This window comes from Odoribacter sp. Z80 (assembly GCF_009935865.1).
In the GTDB taxonomy this organism is placed as follows: Bacteria; Bacteroidota; Bacteroidia; order Bacteroidales; family Marinifilaceae; genus Odoribacter.
This window is the reverse complement of sequence record NZ_QWEL01000002.1, coordinates 92,174-114,643: the sequence shown is the minus strand read 5'-3', so window position 1 is coordinate 114,643 and position 22,470 is coordinate 92,174. Positions and strand designations below refer to the sequence as shown.

Here is a 22,470-nt window from a genome sequence, read left to right as displayed (position 1 = left end):
TTGGCTGGCTTGTCAGTGCGAAATTTCAGTTGCAGGTGAAGGTTACTTACCGTATATCCGTCTTTTATTCGTCATCTGAAGGAAAAGCCGGGTTGAGCCGGTTGATGCAATGAATGACTGTGTCGTAATCAAATCCTTTGCCTAAAGCGAAACGCATCAGCTTTCCTTTTGTTTTATAAGGTTCTTCCGGAGGCAGTGTCCTGAGTTTTTGCCGCAGGATTTCCAGGCAATTTTCGGCATAAGCGGCAGGGGCTATTCCGGAAAGTGCTTCGGTAATGATTTCTCCCGGGATGCCTTTTTGCCGGAGCATCCGGGTTATTTTTTGTTTTCCCCAGTGATTAAAGCGAAACTTATCTTCCGCATAGATTCTGGCATAACGACGATCGTCAATAAATTGATGCCGGATGAGAAAATCCATGATTTGCGAAATGTCTTTTTCCGGAAGTTCCCAATTCTGGAGTTTCTCACGGATGGCCTTGCTGCAATATTCTTTTTTGCTGCACAGGCTTGCTGCCAGATTCAGGGCTTTTTCCGGGTGTATCTGTTTCATGGTTAGAGGTCGTTTTTCTGTGCTCTGAGCATTCTGTCTTTGCCGTAGAGGTCTTTCCGGAGTTCGATGTTCCGGTAGTCATAATGTTTTAACAACTCTACGGTTTCCTGCCCGAAAGCTTCGTTGATTTCAAAAAATAATTCTCCGGATTTTTTTAAATATTTGTTTCCGAATTCTGCTATTTTACGGTAAAAGAGCAAGGGGTCCCGGTCCGGAACAAACAGGGCTGCGGAAGGTTCGTAGTCCACTACCCGGCTGGCCATATCCGCTTTTTCACATTCCCGGACGTAGGGAGGATTGCTCACGATGCAATCGTAGATGTCCCAAGAGTAAAGTTCGTAGTGCAGGATGTCCCTTTGGAGAAACCGGGTTTTAACTCCTTGTAAGCCGGCATTTATGCCGGCTGTTTCCAGAGCTCCGGACATTACATCTATGGCTGTGACTTCGGCAGCAGGGCAGAGCCGGGCCAGGGTGATGGCTATGCAGCCGCTACCTGTGCCTATATCCAGCAGTTTTTTCCCTGCTGTGAGAGATTCGTTTACCCAGTAGACCAATTCTTCGGTTTCGGGCCGGGGAATTAAGGTGGAGGAATTCACTTTAAAGGTTTGTCCGGCAAATATGGTGGTGCCCAGGATGTATTGCAACGGTTGGCCGGATTTTAATAAACCGATAATTTCGTAAAATTTATTTATAAAGCTTTCCTTTAAAATTTCGTTTTTTCTCAGATGGATATCTATATTTGTAAACTGTAAAACATCCATATAGATAATTTTACAGAGCCATTGGATTTCATATTCGGAATATGAATCTTTTAGTTCTTGTAAAGCGTATTGTGATAATTGACGAATTGTATGATTCATAATACAAAGGTAAAATTTATTGGAAGACACTGAATCGAAAGAGCAGGATAAAATTGAAATATGCCCTGGCTGAAAATAACCATATCTGTTTTCGTTGCTTTATATTTTCTGACTGTAGCGAGTGTTGTATTCAATGTTATTTTGGAGAACCGTAATCCTGTGCGTACTTTGGCGTGGATTATCGTTTTGGTGACCATCCCTTTAATCGGCTTTGTGTTTTATTTGTATTTTGGGGTAAACTACCGGAAGAATAAGATGTTTTCGATGAAGGGGCTGGGAGATATGAAATGGCTGCAGTATATGAGTGAGGACCAGAAACAACTGCTCCAGAAATCGGAATTTTTAAAAAGGCGGGAATCTGTGGAAGTGAAGAAGTTGATGACTTTGCTGCTCAATAACAGCAAGGCTTTGCTTACCCGTTACAATCAGGTGGAAATCCTGAATAATGGTGAGGAGACTTTTCCGGCCTTGTTTAAAGCTTTGTTGCAGGCCCGGAAGTTTATTCATCTGGAGTATTATATTATCGCGGAAGGAAGTTTGGCTACCCGTCTGAAAGAAATATTGCTGCAGAAGGCTGCAGAAGGAGTGGAGGTGCGGGTGATTTATGACGATGTCGGTTCGTGGAGTTTATCTAAATCTTATCTGAGGGAGCTGCGGGAGGCTGGAATCCAGATCTTTCCTTTTTTACCGGTGCGTTTCCATCATTTCGCCAATAAGGCGAATTACCGGAATCATAGGAAGATTGCTGTGATAGACGGAGAGGTGGGGTTTGTCGGAGGGTTGAATATTGCCGACCGGTATATGGATGGAGTGGCGGAGATCGGAGTATGGAGGGATACTCATTTGCGGGTGGTTGGTGAGGTGGTGACTTCCTTGCAGGTGATTTTTTTGATTGACTGGTATTTCGTTCGTCGGGAGTTGTTGCTGGATAAGGACGAATATTTGCCTTATGTCCGGACTGAGGGGAATGTAGTTGTACAGGCAGTGACTTCCGGGCCGGATAGTGACTGGGCTTCGATACAACAAGCTTATTTCACATTGATTAATATGGCAAAGAAATACGTTTTTATTTCTACGCCTTATTTTATGCCGGGCGAGACGACTTTGAATTGTTTGAAAACGGCTGCTATGAGTGGAGTGGATGTCCGTATTTTATTGCCGCATAAGTCGGATTCCTGGCTGACGCATTGGTGTACCCGTTCTTTTGCGGAGGAACTGCTGGAAGCGGGAGTGCGGATTTATTGGTATCAGAAAGGGATAAACCACAGCAAGGTTATTGTAGTGGATGGTATTGTGGCGAGTGTGGGGACCGCTAACATGGACCTCAGGAGTTTTGAACAGAATTTTGAGGTGAGCCTGATTATCTATGACCGGGAAGTGGTGAAACGTTTGGCTGCCGATTTTATAGAAGATTTAAAAGTGAGTTCGGAAGGAACCATACAACGGTGGAAATTCCGGCCGAAAAGAAATAAAGTGCGTGAATCCATTGCCCGTTTATTTGCTCCGGTTTTATAAACAGGTAAAAACAGTAGTTATAAAATGATGTATTGCAGTAAGGAAATTGCAGAAATCTTGAATGGCAGGGACTGTCAGGCGGGAGACTCCAAAATAGTAGAAGTGAGTGTGGATAGCCGTTCGGTGAATAAGCCCGGATCCACCTTGTTTTTTGCTTTGAAAGGAGTGAATCACGATGGTCATGATTATGTGAAAGAGTTGTACGGCCGGGGAGTCCGGCATTTTGTGGTGGATGAGAAACGGGAGGCAGACGTATATCTTGAAGGAGCCTGCTTTTATGCTGTTCCCGACGTCTTGGCGGCTTTACAAAGATTGGCGGCCTGGCACAGGAAACATGCTGCGGCAGAAGTGGTGGCCATTACCGGCAGTAATGGCAAGACGATTGTGAAGGAATGGTTGTATCAGCTGTTGTCGAACGAGCCGGGCATTTATCGCAGTCCCCGCAGTTACAATTCTCAGGTTGGAGTTCCTTTGTCCCTGCTGGGTATAGAGTCCGGCACAAGGTTGGCAGTGATTGAGGCGGGCATCTCTTTGCCCGGGGAAATGATAAAATTGCAGCAGATGATTTGCCCTCAAATCGGTATATTTACCCATTTAGGTGATGCTCACGGGGAAAATTTTATTTCCTCTCAGCAAAAACTGGAAGAGAAAGCTTTGTTGTTTCGTGATTGTGAGGTGATTATCGGCCGTGAAGGGGAAGTGTTGGATTATGTCTTTTCAGTTGCGAAACCGCAGGTCCGGAGAATGACCTGGGGAGAGAGTGAGGGGGCTTCGGTGAGGGTAGTGAACCAGCAGGTTGCCGGTAATTTCCGGGAGGTTACCCTTGACTACCGGCAGCAAAGAATTGTGTTACAGCTTCCTTTTGCTGACGAGGCTTCGTTTGAAAATTGTATGAATGCTGTCTGTGTTCTATTGTTAAAGGGGAAAACGGCTGAATACATTGCAGAACGGGTGAAGCAGTTGCAACCTATTGCCATGCGGATGGAAATCAAGGAAGGCATCAACCATTGTGTTTTGATTAACGACTATTATAATTCGGATGCCGCTTCTTTTCAATTGGCCCTGAACACCCTGTCTATGCAGGATGCCGGCCGGGAAAAAGTGGTGGTTTTGTCTGATTTTATAGATACCGGGACGGATGAAAAACAATTGTACCGGGAGGTGGCTTCTCTTTTGCGGAAGGCCGGAGTATCGGTATTTATCGGCATCGGTGAGGCAATTCTCCGGTATAAAGCTTATTTTTTAGTACCTCATTGCCGTTTTTATAAGGACACCGGACAATTCCTGCGTCAGGAAAACCGGGATGATTTTAAAGAACAGGTTATTCTGATTAAGGGAGCCCGGAAATTCAGGTTTGAGTACATTGCCGGTTTTCTGCAAAAGCAATCTCATTCTACGGTGTTGGAAGTGGATTTGGATGCGATGGTGCATAATTTGAATTATTTCCGTTCACTTCTTCCGGAACGGACCAAGATGGCAGTGATGGTGAAAGCTTTTGCTTATGGCAGTGGAGCCGGGGAAATAGCAAGTTTGTTGCAATATCAAGGGGTGAATTATCTGATGGTGGCTTTTGCTGATGAAGGGGTAGTGCTTCGGGCTGCCGGTATTCATATTCCGATAGGAGTGATGAATCCCGAGCCGGAGGCTTTCGATAATATGATTGAATTTAATCTGGAGCCGGAAATCTATTCCCTGGAATTGCTGGAAGGCTTTGACCGGGCTTTGGTGAAACACGGGATAGAACAATATCCCGTCCATTTGAAACTGAATACAGGGATGAACCGGTCCGGGCTCGATCCTGAGGAATTGCCGGCACTGCTGAAATTCTTTGGTGTGAAACGCAGGGTGATGCTTCGTTCCGTATTTTCTCACCTGGCAGGAAGCGATGAGGCGGTACATGATGATTATACTTTATTGCAAATCAATCGGTTCAGGGAGATGACGGAAGAGATACAGAAACATTTCGAATATCCGATTATCCGTCATATTTTGAATTCTGCGGGGATAGAACGTTTCGGACAGTATACTTTCGACATGGTGCGTCTCGGAATCGGACTGCACGGAATCAGTGCTGTCGGGGCTCCGCTGAAACCGGTAAGCTCTTTTAAGACTTATATTGCTGTCATCCGTCAGGTGAAGGCGGAACAGACAGTCGGGTACGGGAGGAAAGGTGTTCTGTTGCGGGACTCCCGTATTGCAGTTATTCCGGTAGGGTATGCGGACGGATTGGACCGCCATTTGAGCCGGGGTGTCGGGGAAGTGATGGTCAGGGGAAAGCGGGCTCCTATTGTAGGAAATATCTGCATGGATGCCTGTATGATAGATATTACGGATACGGATGCGCAGGTGGGGGATGAAGTGGAGATTTTTGGCAAGCACATACCGGTGACAGAACTCTCGGATAAGTTGGGAACTATTCCTTATGAAGTGCTGACCAGTGTTTCCCAACGGGTGAAACGAATTTATTTTAAAGAATAAAGCCGGAAGAGAGGCAACTATTTCTTATCAGGAAGATAGTTGCCTCTCCTGTTTTCAATCCAATGAGGATAAGTCGTTTTCCAGTTCTGTTATTGTGGTCGGTTTTGCGATGATGTGATCGTTTTCGTCAATCAGGAACATGGTCGGTGTGGCAAACAGGTTATATTCTTCTGCCAGGGGATTTTCGAAACTACCTTCAATGTGAGTGTTGACCCAGTCTAAGGGGTGGGTGGCTGAATATTTCAACCATTCTTCCTTGTTTTCGTCAATGGATATTCCGATGATTTTGACCTGATGTTTTTGGAATAACCCTTTTTGAATCAGTTCTGGTAATTTTTCCAACAGAGCCTGACAGTGGCCACAACCCGTATGCCAAAAGAGAATGAGCTGGTAGGGCTCCATGCGGCTGTATAGATTGACCGGGTTGTTGTTGATATCCAAGATGGTAAAATCCGGTACTTTTTGTCCGACGGCCATTTTCCGGTAGCCTTCCAGCCGGCGTTGAATCAATTCGCGGGAGCTGCCGCATTGTTGGATGTAATTGGCGGAAATGTGGGCCAGTACTTCTTCCATTTGCATGCTTTCAAAGCCGTTGATTAAAAATTGCAGCAAGTGTTGCTGGATGGCAGGGTTGATTTCCAGACGGGGGATAAGCCGGTCCAGGGCGCGGATGCAATTGGCTTCATTTTCCCGGAGTCCCGCCTCTCTTTTCATGTGCATTTGAATGTACTGGAAGACTTTGTCTGTGTAGACGTTGGTATAGAGTAAGGTCGTATCGTTGAAATCGATTTGGTCTAAGAACCGGGTGCGGAAAATAGAATCCCTTTCGGCGTTGGTCATCTGGTCGGCCGTGAAGGGAAGTTTCTGGTTTTTGATGATGCGGCCTGCTAAGGTATTCCGGTGGGAAGCATAGGTTTTGTCGATGAGTTTGCTCCGTTCTTGCTGGAATTTCCGGTAAAATTCCAATGATTTTAAGTAGAATCCGTCATGTTCCGGATAGTTCATGACGGTCTGTTCCAAAAGTCCCAGTTTTTTAAAAAACAGAAGATCCTTTTGGATAAAATCGTAATAAATCCGGTTCTCTTCTGATTCAAGAACTTTAGCTGTGCCTGCGGGATTCTGGTAGTCGGCGGAGATTTCTATATTTTCTCCGGTGAACAGGACATCTAATGATACGGGTTGGCTGTTCGTAAATTGAGCATAGGGAGGTATGCCCAGGATGGTCCGGAATAGGCCGTGCGGAGTATGGGAGGGAATACGGAAAGTCAAGGTAGAGGAATCCCGGACGGCGATGCTGTCGACAATAAAAGTATTGCCATTGTATACCCGTAACAGCATGGGGGTTGCATCTTCCGGCAGATGGGTGATGTGCAGTTTTAACTGGTAGTCTCCTGCATAGGAGCAGAGGGGAAAGAGAAGAACAATAAACAGATATTTCAGCATAGAATTTTTGTTTTAGAGTGTTGAATTAGACGAATACTAAGTTTTGAGGGGTATTGGCTAACCACATTTCAATATTTTTCACCACGATTTCCAGCCGGTTTTTAAAAGCTTCTTTTGTGGCGAATCCCATGTGGGGCAACATTAACAGGTTGGGGGCGTTGAATAGTTCGTCATTGGCCGGTAATGGCGGTTCCCGGTCATAGACGTCTACTGCCGCTCCTGCAATCCGGCCTTTTTTCAAAGCATTATACAGGGCATCTTTGTTGACAACCGGTCCACGGGCCGTATTGATCAATATGCAGTGAGGCTGCATCCGGGCAAAGTCGGAGGCAGTGATAAAATCCGCCGTTTCTGTAGTCAGGGGAAGGTGTATAGAGATGATGTCTGACCGGCTCAGAAGAGTGGGTTTGTCTACCTGGGTGATTCCTGTGATGTTCTTGTGGCTGCGATTATAGGCTAAGACTTGACAACCGAAAGCCAGGGCCAATTGTGCCACTCTTTGCCCGATAGCTCCCAGGCCGATAATGCCCACCGTTTTCCCGTAGAGTTCGCATCCTACGATGTTTTGGCGGCTTTCGCAGATGCGGGTGAGGGCATCTCCTCCTACGATTTTCCGGTATACTGCAATCATCATCCCGATGCTCAGTTCTGCAACCGCCTGGGTAGAGTAACCGGCGGCATTGCAGACCGCGATTCCCCTTTTCCGGCATTCTTCCAAGTCAATGTGGTCCACCCCGGTGAATGCAACTGATAGCATTTTCAGCCTGGGACAGGAGTCGAAAAATCTTTTACGAAGCGGGATATTGCTGACAACCACGATTTCTGCCTCTTTAGCCCTTTCGATTAGTATTTCTTCATTTTCGGTCCGGTCCGGATAACAGGTGATTTGATGGCCTTGCTGTTTCAGGTATTCTGTCCCGTTTTTTACGGCCTCTTCGCACACTCCTAAAGATTCGATGAATACAATGTTCATGTTTTAAATATTCTTGTTGTTCGGCAGCACTAAGGTAGGGAATATTTTTTTAAATGGTTTTCTCTTGTATTGAAATCATCGGGGGAAACTGCTTCGTATTTGTATTTTTTCCGAAAAAGTGTTGACTTTTATTTTTTCTTACGTATACACGGATAAAGTCAGAGTATTTAATTTATAAACAGGAGCATAATGAAACGGGAGGAATTGATAAAAAATATATCCGATACTTCAAAGGTTTGGGATATGGTAGTTGTCGGCGGGGGATCTACCGGTTTGGGGGTGGCTGTTGATGCTGCAGCCCGGGGATTCAGCGTTGCTTTATTTGAATGGGAGGATTTTGCCAAGGCGACTTCCAGCCGGAGCACCAAACTGGTGCATGGGGGCGTTCGTTATCTTGCTCAGGGAGATGTCTCCCTGGTTCTGGAGGCTCTTCATGAGAGAGGGTTGTTGAAGAAAAATGCTCCGCATCTTGTAAAAAATCAATCGTTTCTGATACCGAATTACAGCTATTGGGATAATTTTTTGTATACGGTCGGGCTTACTGTTTATGATATATTGGCCGGAGGACTTAGTTTGGGCCGTTCCAAATATGTTTCCCGGAAAAAGACAGAACAATATTTGCCGACAGTCCGGGTGGAAGGTTTGAAGGGGAGCGTTGTCTATCATGACGGGCAGTTTGATGATTCCCGGCTGGCTGTGAATCTGGCGCAGACTTGTGCAGAACGGGGAGGATGTCCGCTCAATTATATGAAGGTGGAAGGAGTATTGCATGGGGAAAACGGGATGGTAGCGGGAGTGAAAGTAAAAGATTTGATTTCCGGCAGGGAATATGAAGTGAGGGCCAAAGCAGTTGTAAACGCTACCGGAATTTTTGTGGATGGTATCATGGAAATGGATGTACCGACCCATGAGCATATGGTACAACCCAGCCAGGGGGTGCATGTCGTGTTGGATAAGACATTCTTGCAAAGCGATTATGCCATTATGATTCCTAAAACGGATGACGGACGGGTGTTGTTCGCTGTGCCTTGGCATGATAAAGTGGTGGTGGGAACTACCGATACGCTCCGGGAGAAGCCCGAGTTAGAGCCTCAGGCCCTGGATTCTGAGATTGAATTTATCCTGAATACTGCCGGTCGTTATATGAGTCGTAAACCGCAACGCAGTGACGTATTGTCGGTTTTTGCCGGATTGCGTCCTCTGGCTGCACCTAAAAAAGAAGGTAAAAGCACCAAAGAAATTTCCAGAAGCCATAAAATTTTTGTCTCTAAAAATAAGTTGGTTACTATAACGGGAGGGAAATGGACCACCTACCGGAAGATGGCGGAAGATACAGTGGATAAGGTGATCGGACTGGGGCTTCTCGAAAAAAGAGAGTGTGTGACTAAAAATCTGCAAATTCATGGTTATCAAACCAATCCGGATTTGAATGACCACCTGTATATTTATGGATCTGACCAGCAGGCTATCCGGAATCTGATGGCGTCGGATGAGACTATGGCGGAGAAGTTGCATCCCAGGTATGATTATACTGTGGCTGAAGTCGTATGGGCTGTCCGGGAAGAGATGGCGTTGACGTTGGAAGATATTTTGGCCAGAAGGGTGCGCCTGTTGTTTCTGGATGCCCGGGTTGCTGTGGAAGTTGCCCCTAAAGTGGCCGGAATTATAGCTGACGAATTGGGGCTGGGGCAGGATTGGGTTGAACGTCAGGTGGAGGAGTTTACCGAATTGTCTAAACATTATATTTTGTGAGCATGAAACAATATATATTATCGCTGGATCAAGGTACAAGTAGTTCCAGGGCTATTGTTTTTGATCAGAAAGGAGAAGTGAAAGCGGTTGCTCAGAAGGAGTTCAGGCAGATTTTTCCACAGTCCGGTTGGGTAGAACAAGATCCTCAGGAAATCTGGTCTTCTCAGGCATCGGTCATTGCCGGGGCGATTGCTTCCATTGGAATCAACGGGTTGGATATTGCAGCTATCGGAATCACCAATCAACGGGAAACGACAATTGTGTGGGACAGGGATACGGGGGAAGTGGTATATAATGCGATTGTATGGCAGGACCGGCGTACTGCTGCTTATTGTGATGCGCTGAAAGCTGAGGGGAAGACGGAGTTTATCCGGGAAAGGACCGGTTTGATCATTGATGCTTATTTTAGCGCTACCAAAATAAAATGGATTCTGGACCATGTGGAAGGAGCACGGCAAAAGGCTGAACAGGGGAGATTGATGTTCGGAACGGTTGATACCTGGCTGATATGGCGGCTTACCCGGGGAGAAGTACATGTGACGGACGTGACGAACGCTTCCCGTACGATGTTGTATAATATCCATCGGTTGTGCTGGGATGAGGATTTGTTGGATTTGTTTGATATTCCGGCGGCTATGCTACCGGAGGTAAAGTCTTCCAGTGAGATTTACGGGCATACGAAAACCACTCTTTTTGCTCATAAGGTACCGATTGCCGGCATTGCCGGAGATCAGCAGGCCGCTTTGTTCGGTCAGATGTGTGTTGATCCCGGGATGGTAAAAAACACTTATGGTACCGGTTGTTTCCTTTTAATGAATAGCGGGGATAAGCCGGTTTATTCAAAAAACAACTTGTTGGCGACTATTGCGTGGAAGATAGGAGATAAAGTGACTTATGCGTTGGAAGGCAGTATTTTTGTCGGAGGGGCTATTGTTCAGTGGTTGCGGGATGGATTGGGTATTATTCGCTCTTCTTCGGAAATTGAGGGCCTGGCTAAACAGGTACCTGATACGGGAGGCGTATATTTTGTGCCGGCATTGACTGGTTTGGCCGCTCCGTATTGGAATCAATATGTCCGGGGAGCCATTTCCGGTATTAGCCGGGGTACTACGGCAGCCCATATTGCCCGGGCTGCTTTGGAAGGCATCGCTTATCAGACGATGGATGTCGTGAATGCCATGCAAAAGGATTCGGAAATAGAATTGAAAGAACTCCGGGTGGACGGAGGTGCTGCGGCTAATAATCTACTGATGCAGTTCCAGGCTGATATTTTGGAATCTGTTGTTATCCGTCCGAAAATTATAGAGACGACAGCCTTGGGGGCTGCTTATCTGGCGGGTCTGGCTGTCGGGTACTGGCCCAGTATAGACGATATAAAGAAACAATGGCAGGCAGACCGCCGGTTTGAGCCTGCCGGAGAGCCTGAAAAAATGGATAAGGCTAAGGCGGGATGGAATAATGCCATAAGAAAGGTATTGAATCCTGATTGACGGTTGTACGAGGTTTTACTTGCTAAAGGGAATAAAATGATAGATTGTTCGTTATGCGTGAAAGCATGGTTTGAGTTTATCGGTACAGCTGTTTTGATTCTGTTGGGTGATGGGGTTGTCGCTTCCAATATTCTGAAAGGTTCGAAGGGATATAACGGAGGTTGGGTGGTGATTACAATGGCCTGGGGATTTGCTGTAATGTGCGGCGTATTTATTGCAGGTCCTTATTCCGGGGCTCACCTGAATCCGGCTGTTTCAATCGGACTGGCTGCTGCAGGGGTATTCCCGTGGGCTTTTGTTCCGGCTTATATTGCAGCCCAGTTATTGGGTGGTTTTGCCGGGGCTGTGCTGGTTTATCTTTTTTATAAAGACCATTACGATATTACCGATGACTCCGCTACTAAGCTCGCCACTTTTTGTACCATGCCTGCGATTATGAATAAACCCCGGAATCTGTTTTGCGAGGGGGTAGGCACTTTTCTGTTGGTTTTTGTGATTTTGGCTTTTACCATTGGTGAGAACACGCCTGAAATCGGGATGGGTTCTTTAGGGGCTTTTCCTGTTACTTTCTTGATTATGGCAATAGGCATGTCGTTGGGAGGGACTACCGGTTATGCTATTAATCCGGCCCGGGACCTGCCTCCGCGTTTTGCCCATTTTCTGTTGCCTATCCGGGGAAAGGGACCGAGTGGTTGGGAATATAGCTGGGTTCCTGTTGTAGGGCCTGTTTTGGGCAGTCTGATGGCTGCCGCAGCCTTTGTGCTGGTATTTTAAATCAAACAATAATTTTACTATGATGGAAATGTTCGTTAAAATTCGTAAAGCAGGGATAACCTTGGTTTGGTTAGTTACTTCCCTGATGTATGCGGGAGCACAGAGTTACAGTTATAAACCGGTAAAAGGTTTTTCCGATGAGACAAATGCTCAATTGGAAGCTTTTTTCGATTCTACCGTACCGATGAAAATCCGTAAAGTGGCTGTTTTCGACTGCGATGGCACCTTATTCGGGCAGGTTCCTTATTATCTGGCAGATGAAGCCTTGTATGAATTTGCTCAAAAAAACTATGCGGGCAAGTCCGATAAGAGGTCCAAAGAGAAGATGGCTATTGTAGATAAATTATTGCATGGAAATAATGTGGGGGTAGAGTATGTTCAAAACCGTATTCAATTTTTATCGGGCCTGACTCCGGAAGAGATTGCTGAAATCGGCCATGTGATGTTTCAGGAAAAATACCAGAATAAGATGTATCCTGAAATGAAGCAGTTGTTGGCTAATCTGAAGGATTATGATTTTGAGGTATGGATAGTGACCGCTTCGCCGGAGTTTTTGTATGAGAAATTTTGTGCGGAACAATTGGGAATACCGCAGGAACGTATTCTGGGGGTAAAATCTTTGGTCACGGCAGACGGAGTGACTACCGGACAGTTGGTCTATCCGGTTCCGCAAGATAATGGAAAAGCGGAGGTGGTGAATACGTTTATCAAAACCAAACCTTTGTTTGCAGGGGGGAACAGCCGGGGAGATATGGAGTTAATGAATACTTCCGTGGGGTTGAAACTGATTGTAAATCCGGATGACAAAAAGGTTGAAAAAGAGATGGGTAACAAGACCGTAAAGCAGTACTGGGACAACGATCCGCGTGCCATTACCGTGTATTGCAATGATGTGCCGGAGGGAGATTATCAGTATGTGACCGGTGAATGGGGGGTAAAGAAAAACGTTGCGAATGCGAAAACGGATAAAATTGTAATCGGGTATTGAGTATGAAAAAATTTGTGTTTGCCTCTGCTATATTATTGACGGGGACTTTGGCGTTCGGACAAGTCTTGCCGGAAAAATTGCAGGGGGTGGTGAGCGGACGTGTCTATTTTGACGGTACGGCATTCTTTAAAGATAAGACTCATTTGGGCAGCGGAGCTACGATCAGTGATTTGCGCCTGGGAGTGAGCGGGAAATACGGGGATTTTACCGGAAAGATAGACATCGGTTTTGCTAAGAAAGGGATTTCTTTGAAGGATATTTTTATTCAGTATAATTTTCAGGAAAATTCTTATGCCAGAGTGGGACATTTTGCAGAACCGTTCGGTATTGATTATATGGAAAGTTCGGGAAACATTCGTTTTATCAATGCCGGATGTGTGACGGAAGCTTTTGCTCCCGGCCGAAAACTGGGTTTGGAGTATATCGGATGGTGCAAGAATTTCTGGTATGCCGCCGGTGTTTTCGGAGATACCCATTTTGATCAGCGTCTGGATTATAAAGGGAATGACGGATATGCTGTAACCGCCCGTTTGGTGTATAACCCGTTGAAAGAGAGGGGTAAAATATTTCATGCCGGTGCTGCCGCCACTTTCCGGGTTCCGGATGCAACCAAGGATGGGGCGGTACGTTCGGTCAGTTATGGAGCTAATTTGGGCAGCATGGTGAACTCTACCAAATTTGTTGAGGCTACCGTTCCGGATGCTAAAAATTCGGTCAAGGCTGCCGGTGAGTTGATAGCGGCTGTGGGGCATGTCAGTTTGCAAAGTGAATATTTTTACGTGCAGACTGACCGGAACCAACACCAACCCCGGTACCGAGCCTGGGGGACTTATGCCCAGGTAGGAGTGATAGCTGTCGGTAACAGTTACGCTTATTCCACTTCCTGGGCCCGCTATGCATTGCCTGGGCCAGGCTCTTTGGAGTTTGCCCTGCGCTATTCTTGCCTGGACCTGAGCAATTCGAATGCAGAAATTTACGGTGGCCAGCAGCAACAGATAACGGTGGGGTGTAATTATTACTGGAAGGAGTTTATTCGTTTGCGTTTGAATTACAATTTTGCACACATGAATAAATGTGCTTTGAACGGTGAAGAAAATTTCAATTTTATTTCCGGACGTATTCAGGTATTCTTTAATTAACGAATTTTATTCAGGTGGTCAGACAAAGCCGTCGGAAAGGTAACCAATCCTTTTGGGCGGCTTTGGTGTTGGTAATATTCATAAATCCATATAACTTTGCGAAGTTTAATTAGTAAGGGGAAGGTGAATACAAAGGATTTACTGCAAGAATACCGGTTTGCAAAGGTCGTGGACAAACTGACTGCCAGGTTGGTTTCAGCAGGCGACAGGAAATATAAGCTGTTGAACAATGCCGGTTCTGTTACTCCGTTAATTATCGGGGCTATGCGGATAGCCCGTCCGGGACTCCGGGTTGTTGTTTTGAATGACCGGGAGGAAGCGGCCTATTTTTATAATGATGTACTTTCTTATGCCGAGGAAAAACAAGTGGTTTTTCTGCCTTCTTCTTACCGCCGGTTGATGCGGGAAGAGGAAAAAGACCATGATTCGGTGCTGGTCCGGACCGAAGTCCTGAATAATCTGAGCAAAGGGATGATAGATACCCTGATTACCTATCCGGAGGCGTTGGCAGAACGGGTGGTGGACCGGAAGATATTGGATGAGATGTCTATGGTGGTGCATCAGGGGGATAAATTATCCATTTCTTTTGTTGAAAGTCTTTTGATGGAGTATGGTTTTGAGCGGAATGATTTTGTGTACGAACCCGGTCAGTTTTCAATAAGGGGGTCTATTGTAGACGTTTATTCTTTTGCTGAAGAGCAACCGGTTCGCATAGATTTTTTTGGTGATGAAGTAGAGTCTGTCCGTTTTTTTGATGTGGAAACCCAGTTGTCTGCTCAACGGGTGGAGAAGGTCTCTGTGGTTCCTGATTTAAGCGGTAGTACAGAAAATGCGGCTTATCAGCAGACGGATTTGTTTGCGTATTTTTCGGAAAAGCCGGTTTGGTGGATAAAAAATGGTATGTTTCTGCACGACCGGGTAAAAGCGTTGCAGGCAGACGCGGAGGACGGATTGATTACCGGCAGTGAAGAGTTGATGCGTTATATAGACCTTTGTCCGGTGGTGGAATGGGGACCGGATGTGTATTTCCGTGGCGAGACGATTGATGTGGGATGTGAACCGCAGCCTCCTACTAATAAGCATTTCGATTTATTAGGTGAGACGTTGCAGTCTCGTCAGGCGAATGGCTATAAATTGTATATCTGTTCGAATAACGAGATGCAGATTCAGCGTATTCGTGATATTTTTGCGGATAAGGGTTTTGAAATCAATTTAACGTGGGTGGAAGGAGTAATTCATGAAGGATTTTCGGATGAAAATGAGAAGATTTGTGTTTACACTGAGCATCAGATTTTCGACCGTTATCATAAATACCGTTTGCAGACCACCCGAATCCGCCAAGGCAGGGAATCCATTACTTTAAGCGAGTTGCAGAATCTTCATCCGGGAGATTATGTGGTACATATAGACCACGGTATCGGGCGTTTCGGAGGTCTCGTAAAAATTAATAATGACGGTAACGAACAGGAAGCCATTCGGTTGGTGTACAAGAATAATTCGGAGTTGTATGTAGGATTGCATTCTTTACACAAAATCTCAAAATATAAAGGCAAGGATGGAGTGGCCCCGGTGGTCAATAAGCTGGGAGGAGATGCCTGGAATAAGCTGAAGCAAAAGACCAAGAGCCGGGTGAAGGATATTGCCCGTGAATTGATTGCTTTGTATGCCCGGCGGAAGCAGGAACCTGCTTTTGCTTTTTCTAAAGACAGTTATTTGCAGGAAGAGATGGAAGTTTCTTTTATGTATGAAGAAACTCCGGATCAGATGAAAGCGATTGAAGCGGTAAAAACAGATATGGAAAAACCCTTGGTGATGGACCGGTTGGTTTGCGGGGATGTGGGGTTCGGAAAGACTGAAGTGGCGATCCGGGCGGCTTTTAAGGCGGTTGCAGATAATAAGCAGGTGGCGGTGCTTGTGCCTACAACCGTATTGGCATATCAGCATTATAATACTTTCCTGAAACGATTGGAGGGTATGCCTTGCCGGGTGGAATATGTCAGCCGTATGAAAAAAAGCGGGGAGATAAAAAAGACCCTGAGTGATTTGAAAGCGGGGAAGGTGGATATTATTATCGGCACACACCGGCTGACAAGTAAAGATGTCGAATTCAAAGATTTAGGCCTGCTGATTATTGATGAAGAACAGAAATTCGGTGTGGGAGTGAAAGAAAAGTTGAAAAAGCTGAAGTTGAATGTAGATACTTTAACGATGACGGCTACTCCGATTCCCCGGACTTTACAGTTCTCGCTGATGGGAGCACGGGATATGTCGATTATCCGGACTCCTCCGCCTAACCGTTATCCTATCGTTACTGAATTGCACCGCTTTGACGAACAATTGATAAAGGAGGTTATTCTTTATGAGTTGTCCCGAAACGGACAGGTGTTTTTTATTCATAACCGGGTCGATACCATCCGGGATATACAGGGCATGTTGCAACGGATTATACCCCAGGTGAAGACGTGTGTTGCTCATGGGCAGATGGAGGGAGAAGAGCTGGAGAAGGTGATGCATGATTTTGTCCGGGGAGATTATGATGTGTTGATTGCAACGACTATTATCGAATCGGGATTGGATATTCCCAATGCTAATACTATGATTATTAATCAGGCCCAGAATTACGGGTTGAGTGATTTACACCAATTGCGGGGACGGGTGGGACGGTCCAATAAAAAAGCTTTTTGTTATTTGTTGACGCCGCCTTTGGATATGGTGAATCCGGACGCTCGTCGCCGGTTAAAAGCAATAGAAGATTTCAGTGGTCTGGGTAGTGGTTTTAATATTGCCATGCAGGATTTGGATATCCGGGGAGCCGGAAATATCCTCGGGGCGGAACAATCCGGTTTCATTGCCGAAATAGGTTATGAGACTTATCAGCGTATCCTGAATGAAGCCTTGCTTGAATTGCGGGAGGAAGAATTTCCGGATTTACAGTCTGAAAGCGGGGAGAAGCACAAGGCGTATGTCACGGATTGTGCCATAGAATCGGATTTCGAAGTATTGATACCGGATACTTATGTCGAGAATGTCAGTGAGCGTGTCCGGTTGTACCGCGAACTGGATAATATTCCTGACGAATCCGGATTGGCTAAATTTGAAAAAGAACTGAGGGACCGTTTCGGGGAGTTGCCGGTGCAGGTTCTCGGATTGATGGATGTAGTGAGGGTAAGACGCTATTGCCTTGATTTGGGAATAGAACGTTTGTTTGTGAAGAATGGCAGGATGACGATGTATTTTGTAGGAGAACAAACTTCTCCTTTTTATCAGTCTTCTGTTTTTTCAGGTGTCCTTCAATTTGTTCAAAAACAAGTATTGCCTTGCCGTTTGAGTGAACGGAATAATAAACTGATCCTTGTATTTACAGAAATAACCAATATATCCAAGATGGCAAAGTGGGTTGGGAAAATGTGGGAATTTATAAAGAATGCCTAAAAGAATAATGAAATATGAATTTAGTGGTGGATGTCGGTAATACGCGGATAAAATATGCTTTTTTTGAGGGAGGCCAGTTCCTGGAAGCAAAGTATCAGGCGGATGATTTGACGGAGGACCTCAAGAAATGGAAGAGCCGTGGTGTGCCCCTCCACTTGTTTTTGTCCGGAAGCGGTCAGATTACCCAGGAACTCCGGATGCTGTTGCAGAAATCTGCAGACAGTTATACGGAAGCTTCTGCTCATCTGAAGTTACCTTTGAGAATCGGCTATTCTACACCTGCGACATTGGGTTTTGACCGGATTGCAATTTGTGTGGGAGCTATGGCATTGTACCCCGGACAACCGTTGTTGGTCATTGATTCCGGTACTTGCATGACTTTCAATTATGTCAGTCCAGATGGCGTTTTTCTCGGGGGTAATATTTCGCCCGGGCTGGAAATGAGATTCAGGGGATTGCAGGAATATACGGCAAAGTTGCCTCTGGTGGCTCCCCGGATGGAATATGGGGGGATGGGGAAAAATACGGAGGAAGCTATCCGGAATGGAGTAATGGATGGTATGCTTTTTGAGGTAGAAAGTTATATCCGGCGGTTTAAGCAAGATAATGGAATAGGACAGGTGGTTGTGACAGGAGGGAATAACTGCTTTTTGAAAAAAGCGTTTTGCGGGGATGCCGTTTTTTGTGAGATCCTTGGATTTATAGGCTTAAACGGAATATTGAGTTTTATTAAAAATAACGACTAATTCTTAAATTATTTGTTTTGTCCGGCGGAAATTAAAAAAAATAGTAATATTTTTGCCCAATAGACGTTCTGGGGGGGAAGAGAAGATGAATAATAACACAATAATCAAGATTATAAAATAAGACGACATGAAAAAAATTGTTGCTTTAGCATTCGGATTTTGCTTGATGGGAGGAATGGCAAAAGCTCAGACTTTGGATGCAAAATATGGTCTGGATAGTGCGCAAACAATAGAAAATGCTTCCATTTACAATGAATTTGTGAAGCAAAAGAATTATAAAGATGCATTGCCTGCGTGGAGGTATGTGTTTCATAATGCACCGGCATTTCAGATGCGGACTTATTCGAGCGGAGAAGATATTCTGGCTTATATGTATCAGCAGACCAAGAATCCGGCTTACATTGACACGTTGATGATGTTGTATGATCAAAGGATTAAATATTTCGGGAACCATCCCCGTTACGGAGAGGGCTATATTCTGGGAAAGAAGGGTGCTGACTTGGTGCGTTTCGGCAAAAAAGACAGTCAGACCCAGAAGGAAGCTTACGGGTATTTATCCAAATCTTTTGAAATGGAAGGTGTGAAATCCCATCCGGTGACAGTACAGATGCTGTTTTTTGTAGCCGGTGATTTGTTGAAAAGTGAAGATTTGAGTAAAGACGATTATATCAATCTTTACATGAGGGTGGGTTCTTATATTGATGAGGCTTCTAAAAATAGCAAGAAACCGGAATCTTTTATGGAAATGAAAGAACGAATTAACGGTTTGTTTTTTAACTCCGGAGTTGCCGATTGTGAGACGTTGAACCGTTTGTTGTCGGAGAGTTTCGATGCAAAGCCCGAAGATGTGGAAAACCTGAAATCTATTTCTACCTTATTGCGGCGGTATGAATGTGTTGATTTGCCTTTGTATGCAAAGGTAGCTGAAAAATTATACTCTTTAGACCCCACTGCGGATGCGGCTTATAGTTTGGCTATGATGTTCCTGAAACGTCAGGAGTTTGATAAAACGGAAACTTATCTGAAAGAGGCTATTGATAAAGCAGAGGACTCGGATCCGTCTAAGGCTGATTATTATATGTGGATGGCTAAAGTGAAACAGGCCAAAAAACAGTATGTGGCAGCGAAAGCCAATTTGCTGGAAGTGTTGAAACTGAATCCGAAATCCGGACAGGCTTATATCATGCTGGGGAGAACTTATGCTTCCTATGCACCTCAATACGGAGAGGATGCTTTTGACCATGCTTCTGTTTACTGGCTAGCCGTGGATAAATTTATGAAGGCGAAACAGGTCGATCCTTCTGTTGCGGAGGAAGCGAATAAATTGATCGGCGATTATTCGCCCCATTTCCCCAGCAAAGAAGAGGCTTTCTTCCGGAGCATATCAGAAGGCTCTACCGTGAAGATTGGTGACTGGATCAATGAATCAACAGTTGCTCGCTTTAGAAAATAGGACTTTACTGGATGATGATTGTTTTTTTACGTATAGCTTATAGAGAAAGCATTACTGTTCTATTGGGAACAGTAATGCTTTTGTCTTGTAAGAATGACATTCAACAAGTAAAGCAGGTCATGGAGGAAGAGGTCAGACCCGAAATGACAGGAGATCATCTGGTGCTGATTTATTCTGATTCAGCCCGGATTCAATATAAAGCCTCTGCTCCTCAGTTTCTGAAGGTGACGAAAGGAAGCGAAAAATATGAAGAATATCCGAAAGGAATTCTGGTCATTTCTTATGATAAGGAAGGGAAAGAGCTGGGTTCCATAACAGCTAAATATGCGAAGAAACTGGAAGATGAGATGCTATGGGAAGCCAGGGATGAGGTGGTGATTGTAAATGCTGAAGGGAAAAAATTAGAGACGGAACAGTTGTTCTGGGATATGAAAAAGAAAATTATATATTCTGACCGTTATTCCCGATTGTCGGATAAAGGCCAGATTCTGGAAGGGAATGGTGGTTTTGTGTCTGATCAGAATTTGGAACATCCTGTGTTTAAACGGACAACAGGTCGGGTAGAGGTTGAAAAACAACAGCAAAAAGAATGACGACAACTATATTGGTGGTATTGATTTGTCTTTTATTATCCGCCTTTTTCTCAGGGATGGAGATTGCTTTTTTAGCCTCCAATAAATTAAGAATAGAAATAGATAAGGCCAATAAAGGGATTACACAATCTTTGATAGACTTGTTTGTTTCCCATTCGGGGATGTATATAACGACCATTCTGGTGGGAAATAATGTGGTGATGGTCATCTATGGAATTTTTATGTCTGAAATTCTGGGACCGCGTTTGGCTTCTTTGCATTTTTCGGTTGGAATGGAGTTGTTGGTGGAAACGATTATTTCCACACTCATCATTTTGATTTTTGCAGAATTTCTGCCTAAGACAGTTTTCCGGCTGCGTTCCAATTTATTTTTGAAAGTTTTTGCTGTTCCTGTTTTTTTATTTTATCTGTTGTTTTTCCCGCTGTCTTATTTTTCTGTTTGGCTGGGAGGGATTCTTCTGCGTCTTTTTACAGGGAAAAAATTGGGACAGAAAGAGCCTATCCGGGCTTTTGGAAAAGTGGATTTGAATAATCTGATTGAGGAGGGAGAAACCGGTAACCGCCAGAAAGAGGAAATTCATGAAATAAAGCTTTTCAGGAATGCATTGGATTTTTCGGAAGTGAAATTGCGGGAATGCATTGTGCCCCGTCCGGATGTGGTGGCTTTACCGATAGACAGTACAATAGAAGAGCTGACCCAATTGTTTATAGAAACCGGGTTGTCCCGGATATTGATTTACAAGGAAAGTATAGATGACATTATCGGTTATGTGCATGTTTCCGCTTTGTTCCACCAGCCCGATACTATAAAAAAGGTGTTGAGTAAAGTGCTCATCGTCCCGGAAACCATGCCAGCTCAACGTTTGCTGAATTTGTTTTTCAAGGATCAGAAAAGTGTGGCGGTGGTGGTGGATGAATTTGGTATTACGGCAGGCATTGTGACCATTGAGGACATTATGGAAGAAATTTTCGGAGAGATAGAAGATGAGCACGATCATTTGAATCTGAAGGAAATACAGGTATCTGATAGTGAATATATATTTTCCGGCCGCTTGGAGGTGGACTATCTGAATGAAAAATATCATCTGGGATTGGAGGAGCGGGAAGAATATGAAACCCTGGCTGGCTTAGTCCTCTATTTCAATGAAAGTATACCTCAGGAAGGAGAAAGTATTGAGGTGAATCATTTAGCTTTTAAGATTTTAAGTGTTAAAAATGCAAGAATTGAAGAAATCAAGGTGATGGTATGATTTTTTTTGCGTAGTTTTGCACTAAAATTGTATAACCTTTTGCAAAAAAATGGTTATTTTTACCGCAGCTTGCTAAACATAGGTAAGAGTAGTGAAGAAAATAGGCATATTGATGATGGTGTTGATGGCTGTAGGCCTGATTGTAAAGGCGCAGCAGGATCCGCAGTTTAGTCAGAATATGTTTAACCATATGACGGTAAATCCTGCTTTTGCAGGGCAACAAAACCGCTGGGTGGTTTCGGGAATTTACCGGAATCAATGGCAGGGTATGGAGGGAGCTCCTGAAACTTACGCACTGAATGTAGATGGTGCTTTAAGGATCGGAAAGACGAATGGAGGTGTCGGATTGAATATGTTGAGTGATAAGCTGGGATTGCAGACAACTCTGCAGTTGATGTTGAATTATTCATATCAGCAGACGTTACGTCTGGGGGTATTGAGTGTAGGTATAAAATTAGGTGTTTTAAACGAAAAGCTGGGGGCGGATTATTATTTTCCAGAGGGAGAAGATTATGAACCGAACGATCCTGCATTAAATAAGGAGGAGATGTCTAAAATGCTTTTCGATATGGGGATGGGGGCGTTCTTGACGGGTAAGAGCTATTATGCGGGGATTTCCGTTTCCCATTTGACAAAACCGAGGTTTACGGTGGGTGAGACCGGCGAATTTTTCTTTGCACCTCACTTGTATTTGACCGGAGGATATACCTTTCATCTTTCACCGCTTTGGGATTTACAACCCTCGGCTTTTGTAAAGACGGATTTTGTAAGTTCCCAGTATAGTATAAATACCAGTGCTGTGTACAAACAGTCGTACTGGGGCGGAATATCTTACAGATATGAAGAGGCTTTGATATTTATGGGGGGCTTGGAAATGAAGAACGGGATTATGATTGGATATAGCTATGACTTGAATGTAGCAAAAAATATTGGCAGGTACACCGGAGGCTCTCATGAAGTGACATTGTCATACAGTTTCGGGATGCAATTGGGAAAACGCCAAAAAATATATAAGAGTGTAAGATTTTTGTAAA

General features: G+C 44.7%; 17 protein-coding genes. 13 read left to right on the top strand and 4 right to left on the bottom strand.

Annotated features, from left to right (window positions below; all coding sequences use genetic code 11):
- Window positions 1-64 precede the first annotated feature (64 nt).
- Window positions 65-550 (bottom strand): regulatory protein RecX, encoded by a 486-nt coding sequence (locus D1136_RS02255; protein ID WP_202623040.1) that lies wholly within the window; start codon window positions 548-550, stop codon window positions 65-67.
- 2 nt (window positions 551-552) lie between these two features.
- Window positions 553-1,410: a peptide chain release factor N(5)-glutamine methyltransferase gene (gene prmC, locus D1136_RS02250; RefSeq protein ID WP_161876006.1), complete on the bottom strand. Its 858-nt coding sequence runs from the start codon at window positions 1,408-1,410 to the stop codon at window positions 553-555.
- 60 nt (window positions 1,411-1,470) lie between these two features.
- On the opposite strand from prmC, the gene cls reads away from it, so the two are divergent.
- Entirely contained in the window at window positions 1,471-2,925 is a 1,455-nt protein-coding gene (cls, locus tag D1136_RS02245; RefSeq protein ID WP_161876005.1) for a cardiolipin synthase, read from the top strand.
- Window positions 2,926-2,949: 24 nt separating this feature from the next.
- Window positions 2,950-5,403, top strand: a complete 2,454-nt coding sequence (locus tag D1136_RS02240; RefSeq protein ID WP_161876004.1) for a bifunctional UDP-N-acetylmuramoyl-tripeptide:D-alanyl-D-alanine ligase/alanine racemase — start codon at window positions 2,950-2,952, stop codon at window positions 5,401-5,403.
- A 54-nt stretch (window positions 5,404-5,457) separates the two neighbouring features.
- On the opposite strand, the gene D1136_RS02235 is transcribed toward D1136_RS02240, so the two are convergent.
- Window positions 5,458-6,846 (bottom strand): thioredoxin family protein, encoded by a 1,389-nt coding sequence (locus tag D1136_RS02235; protein WP_161876003.1) that lies wholly within the window; start codon window positions 6,844-6,846, stop codon window positions 5,458-5,460.
- Window positions 6,847-6,871: 25 nt separating this feature from the next.
- The gene (locus D1136_RS02230) at window positions 6,872-7,819 is read right to left on the bottom strand and encodes an NAD(P)-dependent oxidoreductase (RefSeq protein WP_161876002.1); all 948 of its coding nucleotides are present in this window, start codon (window positions 7,817-7,819) and stop codon (window positions 6,872-6,874) included.
- Window positions 7,820-8,008: 189 nt separating this feature from the next.
- On the opposite strand from D1136_RS02230, the gene D1136_RS02225 reads away from it, so the two are divergent.
- From D1136_RS02225 to D1136_RS02175, 11 genes are all read left to right on the top strand, one after another.
- Complete coding sequence (locus tag D1136_RS02225) at window positions 8,009-9,571, top strand: glycerol-3-phosphate dehydrogenase/oxidase (RefSeq protein WP_161876001.1); 1,563 nt, start codon at window positions 8,009-8,011, stop codon at window positions 9,569-9,571.
- Window positions 9,572-9,573: 2 nt separating this feature from the next.
- Window positions 9,574-11,061: a glycerol kinase GlpK gene (glpK, locus tag D1136_RS02220; protein WP_161876000.1), complete on the top strand. Its 1,488-nt coding sequence runs from the start codon at window positions 9,574-9,576 to the stop codon at window positions 11,059-11,061.
- 36 nt (window positions 11,062-11,097) lie between these two features.
- On the top strand, window positions 11,098-11,835 hold the full coding sequence (locus D1136_RS02215) for an MIP/aquaporin family protein (protein ID WP_202623039.1): 738 nt from the start codon (window positions 11,098-11,100) through the stop codon (window positions 11,833-11,835).
- Between the two features lie 22 nt (window positions 11,836-11,857).
- A complete protein-coding gene (locus tag D1136_RS02210; protein WP_202623050.1) occupies window positions 11,858-12,823 on the top strand; it encodes an HAD family phosphatase in 966 nt (321 codons plus the stop codon).
- 2 nt (window positions 12,824-12,825) lie between these two features.
- Entirely contained in the window at window positions 12,826-13,962 is a 1,137-nt protein-coding gene (locus D1136_RS02205; protein WP_161875998.1) for an OprO/OprP family phosphate-selective porin, read from the top strand.
- 123 nt (window positions 13,963-14,085) lie between these two features.
- A complete protein-coding gene (gene mfd, locus D1136_RS02200; protein ID WP_161876236.1) occupies window positions 14,086-17,394 on the top strand; it encodes a transcription-repair coupling factor in 3,309 nt (1,102 codons plus the stop codon).
- Between the two features lie 14 nt (window positions 17,395-17,408).
- Window positions 17,409-18,140: a type III pantothenate kinase gene (locus D1136_RS02195; RefSeq protein ID WP_161875997.1), complete on the top strand. Its 732-nt coding sequence runs from the start codon at window positions 17,409-17,411 to the stop codon at window positions 18,138-18,140.
- Between the two features lie 127 nt (window positions 18,141-18,267).
- On the top strand, window positions 18,268-19,593 hold the full coding sequence (locus tag D1136_RS02190) for a lipopolysaccharide assembly protein LapB (RefSeq protein WP_161875996.1): 1,326 nt from the start codon (window positions 18,268-18,270) through the stop codon (window positions 19,591-19,593).
- A gap of 11 nt (window positions 19,594-19,604) precedes the next feature.
- Window positions 19,605-20,186, top strand: coding sequence for an LPS export ABC transporter periplasmic protein LptC (gene lptC, locus D1136_RS02185; protein ID WP_237566956.1), 582 nt, complete (start codon window positions 19,605-19,607; stop codon window positions 20,184-20,186).
- Window positions 20,183-21,436, top strand: coding sequence for a hemolysin family protein (locus D1136_RS02180; protein WP_161875995.1), 1,254 nt, complete (start codon window positions 20,183-20,185; stop codon window positions 21,434-21,436). Before lptC ends, D1136_RS02180 begins: the two co-directional genes overlap by 4 nt.
- Before the next feature lie 91 nt (window positions 21,437-21,527).
- Window positions 21,528-22,469 carry a type IX secretion system membrane protein PorP/SprF gene (locus D1136_RS02175; RefSeq protein ID WP_161875994.1) on the top strand — a complete coding sequence of 314 codons (942 nt, stop codon included), beginning with the start codon at window positions 21,528-21,530 and terminating at the stop codon, window positions 22,467-22,469.
- Window position 22,470 lies beyond the last annotated feature (1 nt).

What these genes read in the sequence shown, in the direction of transcription:
- D1136_RS02215 (WP_202623039.1), top strand. Translation starts at nt 11,098, where the DNA reads ATGATAGATTGTTCGTTATGCGTGAAAGCATGGTTTGAGTTTATCGGT.
- D1136_RS02240 (WP_161876004.1), top strand. Translation starts at nt 2,950, where the DNA reads ATGATGTATTGCAGTAAGGAAATTGCAGAAATCTTGAATGGCAGGGAC.
- D1136_RS02255 (WP_202623040.1), bottom strand. Translation starts at nt 550, where the DNA reads ATGAAACAGATACACCCGGAAAAAGCCCTGAATCTGGCAGCAAGCCTG.
- D1136_RS02225 (WP_161876001.1), top strand. Translation starts at nt 8,009, where the DNA reads ATGAAACGGGAGGAATTGATAAAAAATATATCCGATACTTCAAAGGTT.
- D1136_RS02195 (WP_161875997.1), top strand. Translation starts at nt 17,409, where the DNA reads ATGAATTTAGTGGTGGATGTCGGTAATACGCGGATAAAATATGCTTTT.
- cls (WP_161876005.1), top strand. Translation starts at nt 1,471, where the DNA reads ATGCCCTGGCTGAAAATAACCATATCTGTTTTCGTTGCTTTATATTTT.
- D1136_RS02205 (WP_161875998.1), top strand. Translation starts at nt 12,826, where the DNA reads ATGAAAAAATTTGTGTTTGCCTCTGCTATATTATTGACGGGGACTTTG.
- D1136_RS02235 (WP_161876003.1), bottom strand. Translation starts at nt 6,846, where the DNA reads ATGCTGAAATATCTGTTTATTGTTCTTCTCTTTCCCCTCTGCTCCTAT.
- D1136_RS02180 (WP_161875995.1), top strand. Translation starts at nt 20,183, where the DNA reads ATGACGACAACTATATTGGTGGTATTGATTTGTCTTTTATTATCCGCC.
- D1136_RS02190 (WP_161875996.1), top strand. Translation starts at nt 18,268, where the DNA reads ATGAAAAAAATTGTTGCTTTAGCATTCGGATTTTGCTTGATGGGAGGA.
- D1136_RS02210 (WP_202623050.1), top strand. Translation starts at nt 11,858, where the DNA reads ATGGAAATGTTCGTTAAAATTCGTAAAGCAGGGATAACCTTGGTTTGG.
- D1136_RS02230 (WP_161876002.1), bottom strand. Translation starts at nt 7,819, where the DNA reads ATGAACATTGTATTCATCGAATCTTTAGGAGTGTGCGAAGAGGCCGTA.
- prmC (WP_161876006.1), bottom strand. Translation starts at nt 1,410, where the DNA reads ATGAATCATACAATTCGTCAATTATCACAATACGCTTTACAAGAACTA.
- lptC (WP_237566956.1), top strand. Translation starts at nt 19,605, where the DNA reads ATGATGATTGTTTTTTTACGTATAGCTTATAGAGAAAGCATTACTGTT.
- glpK (WP_161876000.1), top strand. Translation starts at nt 9,574, where the DNA reads ATGAAACAATATATATTATCGCTGGATCAAGGTACAAGTAGTTCCAGG.